The organism is Helicobacter sp. 11S02596-1 (assembly GCF_002272825.1).
GTDB lineage: Bacteria > Campylobacterota > Campylobacteria > Campylobacterales > Helicobacteraceae > Helicobacter_J.
The window spans coordinates 62,788-69,646 of the sequence record NZ_MLAM01000011.1; the positions used below are offsets into that span (position 1 = coordinate 62,788).

At 41.9% G+C, this 6,859-nt stretch carries 7 protein-coding genes; 6 read left to right on the forward strand and 1 reads right to left on the reverse strand.

Translation table 11 applies throughout. The features are described from left to right. The first annotated feature begins 1 nt into the window (after window position 1). From BJI48_RS07500 to BJI48_RS07520, 5 genes are read left to right on the forward strand one after another with little or no spacing between them, the layout of a single operon-like run. Window positions 2-1,168: an MlaE family lipid ABC transporter permease subunit gene (locus BJI48_RS07500; RefSeq protein WP_095333586.1), complete on the forward strand. Its 1,167-nt coding sequence runs from the start codon at window positions 2-4 to the stop codon at window positions 1,166-1,168. Further along, window positions 1,165-1,959: an ATP-binding cassette domain-containing protein gene (locus BJI48_RS07505; RefSeq protein WP_095333588.1), complete on the forward strand. Its 795-nt coding sequence runs from the start codon at window positions 1,165-1,167 to the stop codon at window positions 1,957-1,959. Before BJI48_RS07500 ends, BJI48_RS07505 begins: the two co-directional genes overlap by 4 nt. Next, window positions 1,944-2,732, forward strand: a complete 789-nt coding sequence (locus tag BJI48_RS07510; protein WP_095333590.1) for an MlaD family protein — start codon at window positions 1,944-1,946, stop codon at window positions 2,730-2,732. The genes BJI48_RS07505 and BJI48_RS07510 overlap by 16 nt, the downstream gene beginning before the upstream one ends. Next, the gene (locus BJI48_RS07515) at window positions 2,729-3,313 is read left to right on the forward strand and encodes an ABC-type transport auxiliary lipoprotein family protein (protein WP_095333592.1); all 585 of its coding nucleotides are present in this window, start codon (window positions 2,729-2,731) and stop codon (window positions 3,311-3,313) included. Before BJI48_RS07510 ends, BJI48_RS07515 begins: the two co-directional genes overlap by 4 nt. Continuing rightward, on the forward strand, window positions 3,310-3,738 hold the full coding sequence (locus tag BJI48_RS07520; protein WP_095333594.1) for a hypothetical protein: 429 nt from the start codon (window positions 3,310-3,312) through the stop codon (window positions 3,736-3,738). Before BJI48_RS07515 ends, BJI48_RS07520 begins: the two co-directional genes overlap by 4 nt. On the opposite strand, the gene recG is transcribed toward BJI48_RS07520, so the two are convergent. After that, window positions 3,739-5,601 (reverse strand): ATP-dependent DNA helicase RecG, encoded by a 1,863-nt coding sequence (gene recG, locus BJI48_RS07525; protein WP_095333597.1) that lies wholly within the window; start codon window positions 5,599-5,601, stop codon window positions 3,739-3,741. Between the two features lie 64 nt (window positions 5,602-5,665). On the opposite strand from recG, the gene queF reads away from it, so the two are divergent. After that, window positions 5,666-6,148: a preQ(1) synthase gene (gene queF, locus BJI48_RS07530; protein WP_095333599.1), complete on the forward strand. Its 483-nt coding sequence runs from the start codon at window positions 5,666-5,668 to the stop codon at window positions 6,146-6,148. Window positions 6,149-6,859 lie beyond the last annotated feature (711 nt).

A 6,859-nucleotide genomic window follows, 5' to 3' on the forward strand; every position in this document is an offset into this window, starting at 1 on the left:
AATGCCAGCAACCTCTTTGAGAATTATACAAGATTCTCAAAAAACCATCCTTTCTTTGGAGGGAAATTGGGATTTCCAGACAAGCCCCAAGCATTTACAATCCCTCAAACAAGCACTTCAAAGCCTCAAGCAAACACCCTCAAGCACGGGTTTTTCCAACGATTTTGCCATTGATTTTTCTGCCACAACCCATCTGGATTTTATTTTTGCTGTTTTTTTGCTCAATCTCCTCAAATCCCTTTCCCTTTATCCTACGTTGCTCCACGCTTCAGACAAAACCGAGAGAATTTTAGAAATCATTCACACCTGGCTTGCCCAAGAAACACCCCCCGATCCCCCCGCTACGCCTAAAGCATTTGGGAATATTTTTGGCATACATATTTTTGAGGGGCTTGGCAGGGGTGTGGAGAGATTTTTTCAAAAAACATTGGATTTTTTTAATTTTTGCGGGATGACACTTTATTTTTTTATCCAATCCCTCATCCACCCATCAAAAATACGCCTCGCCTCGCTGTTTTATCATATCAATGAATCGGGCTTCAAGGCACTGCCTGTGAGCGTTTTGACGGCATTCATCGTGGGTGCTGCTGTGAGCTTGCAAGGGGCAATGCAACTCCAGAATATGGGTGTGCCTTTGATGAGTGTCGAAACCACCGCAAAACTCTCATTGCGTGAGATGGGGCCTTTTATCTTGGCTTTGGTGATCGCTGGCAGGAGCGCTTCGAGCTTCACCGCACAAATTGGCGTGATGAAAATCACTGAAGAAATCGACGCGATGGAAACAATGAGCTTCAATGTGTTTGAATTTCTCGTTTTGCCCCGTGTGTTAGCCCTCATCGTTGCGATGCCCCTGATGGTGTTTTTAGCCGATGCATTTGCCTTGCTTGGGGGAATGGTAGCTATCAAATACCAGCTTGGGATCGGGTTTGGCAACTATATCGAACGTTTTTATGAAACCGTGAGTTGGCGGCATTTTTGGATCGGGATGTTAAAAGCACCATTTTTTGGCTGGGCGATTGCGATGGTGGGGTGCTTTAGGGGATTTGAAGTCAGAGGCGATACCGAATCTGTCGGGAGACTCACAACTATTAGCGTGGTGAATGCCTTGTTTTGGATTATCTTTATCAATGCCACATTTTCGGTAATCTTTACGAGATTGCAATTATGAATCCACCTAAAAACCCCATCGCAACGCCTATCATCGCAGTCAAAAATCTCCACAATGCTTATGGCAATGAAGTTATCCATAATGGTATCAGTTTTGATGTCTTGCAGGGGGAAATTTTTGCGATTTTGGGCGGGAGCGGGAGTGGGAAAAGCACCTTGCTACGCAGTATGATACTGCTAAACCGCCCCCAAAAAGGAGAAATCAATTTATTTGGGTATGATATTTGGAAACTTTCTGAGAAATATAAGTATAAAATCCTCAATCGTTGTGGTGTGCTGTTCCAGTTTGGTGCGCTGTATAGTTCTTTGAATATTTTAGAAAATGTCGGTATTTTGCTTGAAGAATACAGCACCTACCCCAAAGAAAGCATCCAAGAGATTGCTAAGATGTGGCTTGATAGGGTGGGGCTAAGCAAAAAGGTTTATCATCTCTACCCTTATGAGCTTAGTGGCGGGATGAAAAAACGTGTTGGGCTAGCTCGGGCGATGGCGCTAAATCCTGAAATATTATTTCTTGATGAGCCTACTAGCGGGCTTGACCCGCTCAGTGCGGGGAAATTTGATGAGCTTATTATCAGCCTCAAAGAAACATTGCATTTAACCATCGTGATGATCACGCACGATTTGGATTCTATCAATGACGCAGTCGATCGTTTTATTTTACTCAAAGATGGGCGGATTGATTTTGATGGGACATTAGATGATTTTGTCTTGCAAGCTCGCCAAATCGGTCTGCCTAAGGACAATTTATTTAATTCAAAGCGAGGAGAGAAGTTTTGGAAAGAAATGTAAATTACACCTTGATTGGGGGCATATTTTTTGCCGTGATTGTGTGTATGGTGATTTTTATCCTCTGGATTGGTCGTATTGGGGTAAATGAGAGCAAATACCGCACCTATGAGGTTTATACAGACAAGGAAGTATCAGGCATTGGCGTCGATACTCCTGTAAAATACAAAGGTATCACGATTGGGAGTGTTAAAAAAATTGGCTTTGATAAAAACAATTTCGGGATGGTCAAAATCGAACTTGGCATCAATGCTGCCATCCCTATTCGCAAAGGCTCGACCATCACGCCTGATTCTCAAGGGCTTGCGGGGTTAAGTTATTTATCCCTCCAACAAAATGATACAAACGATTTTTATACCGATAGCGAGCCTCGCGTATTGCAATTCAAGCAAAATTTTATGGGGAGGATTGTTTCAAGTGCTGATGAAGTTACAAAAGAGCTTCTGGGCGTTTTGAAAAATATCGGCACACTGGTAAGCCCCAAAAATGTCGAAAATATTTCCAACATCATCACATCGCTTGATTCCCTCACGCTTGAACTCGCCCAAACCAAAGAAAATCTCGCCCTATTGTCAAAAAACTCCAATCTGCTGGTATCTAATCTCAACAAAAAGCTCGAGACAGGCGAATATGATTTGAAACAAATCTTAAACCCGCTTCTAGGCGAACTTGAAATGAGCCTTATAAATATGGATAGATTTTTTGACAAAAGCACGATTTTGCTTAATAAAATCGAAGCCAACCCCTACGACACACTATTTGGAGAGAGAAAATGAAAAAATTAGCAATGATTATTTTGGTTTTGATGTTTTCAGGTTGCGTGAGCGTGAAGCTCAAATCCGAACTCCCCAAGATGGATCATTATGACATCAATACAGAGACTTCTTGGAATCTTGAATGCTCTAACCCAACAGAAATCGGCTTGATGGGGATAACCAGTAGCGATATTTACAATACCAAAGATATTCTTGTCAAATCCGAAGATGGGCAGATTACCCATCTGGAGAATCAAAAATGGGTGGATTTACCCAAAAATATGCTCCAAAATCTCTTGATGCGCGAATCTCAAAAGCAATGTATCCTCATAACTACGCGTCCTTTTGGCACAAATGCCCCCAAAAATCTCATCAGTATCGATATTTTGTCGTTTGCCCTCATTCACACCCCAAGCCCCAAGGCAGAAATGGCGATTGCTTATAAGATCGGCTCAATAAAAGGACCAGAAAAAAAGGGAATAATTATCCATCAAGAAGACCTCAAAGACAGCTCGGGTAGTCGTGGCATTATCGAGGCACTCCAGAGTGCAACCAAAAAAACGATGGCTGATTTGATCATTATCATCAGGAGAAATCAATGAAAAACCCTATAAAAATCCTTCTGCTTGTTTTGATGGTTTTGTTCGTGGCTTGCTCGGATAGTCAAAGCAGTGATGTGGGCGAGAAAGAACTCAAGCAAGCTATTAAAGGAGATTTTCTCAATACCAAATACGTGATGGACCTCGGCAATGCGACTTGGGAGGGACTCTATGTGCAAAAACTTCAAAATGAAAAATTTGTTTTGACCTTTAGCAATATCACACCCAATCAAACCAAAGACTGCATTCTTGAAGGCGATGGCAAGATCCAAAACGATCGATTTTATTTTCATAGCCCGGCAAATTCCTTAGAAATCTTGCTCAAAAAAAATGGCGAAAAGCTAATAGTCAGCGCAGAAGAATCCAAAATCAGCCAAGTTTGCGACCAAGACCACCACATAATTGGCAAATATGAGCTTGCGCAATGACTAGATCCCCAGATATTGTTTGACTTCTGAAAGAATCTCGCCATCACAGCTCATATCAAAAAACTCAAACTCCGCCCCACTTTGGCGCTCCCCGCCAAGCAAATCCCCGCTATTGCGGTATTTTAGATCGATTTCAGCAATATCAAACCCGCTTAAATGCGCACAAAAATCTTTCAAACGCTCAGATTCTTTTGTGTTGGTATATAAAAAACAATACCCCTTTAAGCCGTTGCGACTCACCCTGCCACGTAGCTGGTGGAGTGTGGCTAACCCAAGCCGTTCAGGCCCGACGATGACAATCGTAGAAAGTTTTGGCAAAGAAATGCCGACCTCAATGAGCGTGGTCGCCAAAAGGATATTCCCTTTGTCCCTAAAATCCTCCAAAACCTGCTCCTTGTCTTTGTCCTTGCCCGAAGTTACATACACATTATCAAAACGCTTTTGCCAAAATTCACAGCCCTCTTTCAAAGAAAGATAATCAAAATTTTGACTTTCTTCTACCAATGGATAGACGATAACAACTTGGCGGTGCTGTGAAATTTCGATTTGGATATGGCGTAAAAGCTCCGAAAATCCTGATTTATCGATGATTTTTGTCGTGATGTCTTTTTTGAAAGGGAGTTGCTTAATAAAACTAAAATCAATCAAACTAGAGTTTAACATCGCCATCGTTCGGGGAATTGGCGTGGCAGAAAACTGCAAAAAATGGGGTTTTTTTGTCGATTCGGGCGTTTTTTCCTCTGTGAGTTTTTCAAGCTGGTGGCGTTGTTTGGTGCCAAAGCGGTGTTGCTCATCGGTGATAATGAGCGCAAAATCCTCTGCTTGAAACTCCCGATAAAGCAATGCTTGTGTCCCGATGATAAAATCTGCCTTTTCTTCAAAAAGTTTTTTTTGCCCATTTTTTTTGCTATCGGTTTTGGTATCGGCGGTGATGAGCTTGGTCGTGATGTGCTTGGGGAGAAATTTTTGTGCTTCATCATAAAGTTGCTTAGCTAGAATCGTCGTAGGCGCCATCAATAGGGTTTTGTGCGGGTATGCCATCACAACACTACAGAGAATCACGATCGTTTTGCCACAACCCACATCCCCCATAATCAGCCGTTTGCTCGCTGTAGGTTTTGCCAAATCCGATGCAATAGTCGCAATCACGCTGTTTTGGTCGCTTGTCAGCTCAAATGGCAACGAATCAATAAAACCAGCATAATCACCACGGCAAATATATTTGCTAGCAAAATAACGGCGCTTTTTTGACAAACGCATCAAATACGCCGTGATTTCAGTCCATTTGAGTGCGTGCAAATGGCGTGGGGGCAAGGCGTTATTTTTTTGATACTCCAAAAGAAAGCTTTTAGTGGGGTGAAAAATCTCTGCAATCAAGCAAGCAATCTTTTGGGGCAAGCCCGCTTCGGTGAGATTTTCTTCCGTGAGGAGCTTTTGGGCGAGGGCAGAAATGCTCGCAGATTTTAGCGCTGTGGCTTTGAAATTTGCGATGATTTCTCCGGGTGCAGTGATGATTTTTGGTTGGGTCATCGCATAATGCCCAAAGTTATATTCAATCTTGCCTAATACAAAAAGCTTTTTTCCTATGGCATAGAGTGTTTTGTGGAAGCTTTTGGCATTAAAAATCGTGATAAAAAGAGGTTCATCAAACGCCTCCATCACCGCTACAACCTTGAAGATATTTTTTCCCCTGATAAAATCAGCCTGCGTGATGTGGGTAGCAACAACACCCTCACACAAAGGCGTTAGCGAGGTGATAAGCGAGGTGTCTGTATAGGATTTAGGGATATATGTGGCAAAAGCGAGCAAATCTAAGTAGCCCAATTTTTGTAGCTTTGCACGATCATCAGGAGATATTTTCATAGGCGCATTTTATTGTAAAATTTGTATAATCACAATTTAATCAGACACAAATTTAGGAGCAAAAATGGACAAAAAAAATCAATTACATTTATTAGGGAATCAAAACATTTGCTATCGCTTTGATTATAATCCCGAAATTTTAGAAACATTCCAGAACAAACACGTAGAAAATGACTATTTTGTGAAATTCAATTGCCCCGAATTTACCAGCCTATGCCCCATCACAAACCAACCAGATTTTGCGAGCATTACCATCAGCTATATCCCCGATGTCAAAATGGTCGAGTCAAAATCACTCAAGCTGTATTTGTTTTCATTCCGCAATCACGGCGATTTTCACGAGGATTGTATCAATATTATTATGAAAGATCTCATCAAGCTAATGCAACCCAGATATATCGAAGTTTGGGGGAAATTCACGCCTCGTGGGGGGATTAGTATCGACCCATATGCTAATTATGGCAAGCCGGGCACAAAGTATGAGGCAATGGCAAACCATCGCCTTATTAACCACGATTTAAATCCTGAAAAAATAGATAATCGCTAGCAGGTTTTCATTATTTTTTACTCGGTTTAATTTTTTCTTTGAAAAATTAAACCTGAAGACCACTTCGGAAGATGTGAAATCTTGCTTCGTTCCTAAAGTTACCATTTCACGCCCAAGCAGTGCTTGTGCGTTGGAAATAAGTTTCTAAGGTTTGGAAACCTTATCCGCTCTCAAACCAAAGCCCGCTACGCTTTTTAATCTTGCATTGCATTGGGGGCGTGCAGGGGGAGCAGGGGTTTAAAGGGGTGAGCGGGGGGCGCTTCGCAAGTCAGCCCCCCAGCACCCCTTTCTAGCTAGTATAAGAAAAAATAACTAGTCGCACGGCTATGGAAAAGAATCATTACTTTCTATTCGATTCACGTTGTGAATCTGAAGACCATTCCGCAAGATGTAAAATCTTGCTTTTGGGCGTATTGCTGTGCTCCTTATAGTCGCACAACGCAATCGCCGTGCGAAGCTAAAAAAGATAAGCAGTTATCTTTTTTAACGCTTCTCCTCCTAAAGTAACCATCTCATACCCAAAGCGTTGCTTTGTGTATTGGAGATAAGTTTCTAGGATTTCCCCTACTTCCTATCTTATTATTTCCTACTTCCCATCTCTAACTTCATATACAATCGTATAGGCATTGGGGTTATGATAGATTTGTCTAGATAATCCATCAGCAAAGGGTTTGGTTTTGATTAAATCATCAGCACTCTTAAATGGCCCAA

Bases quoted from the DNA above. Each gene is read 5' to 3' on its own strand.
- BJI48_RS07505 (WP_095333588.1), top strand. From the start codon at position 1,165: ATGAATCCACCTAAAAACCCCATCGCAACGCCTATCATCGCAGTCAAA.
- BJI48_RS07515 (WP_095333592.1), top strand. From the start codon at position 2,729: ATGAAAAAATTAGCAATGATTATTTTGGTTTTGATGTTTTCAGGTTGC.
- recG (WP_095333597.1), bottom strand. From the start codon at position 5,601: ATGAAAATATCTCCTGATGATCGTGCAAAGCTACAAAAATTGGGCTAC.
- queF (WP_095333599.1), top strand. From the start codon at position 5,666: ATGGACAAAAAAAATCAATTACATTTATTAGGGAATCAAAACATTTGC.
- BJI48_RS07500 (WP_095333586.1), top strand. From the start codon at position 2: ATGCCAGCAACCTCTTTGAGAATTATACAAGATTCTCAAAAAACCATC.
- BJI48_RS07520 (WP_095333594.1), top strand. From the start codon at position 3,310: ATGAAAAACCCTATAAAAATCCTTCTGCTTGTTTTGATGGTTTTGTTC.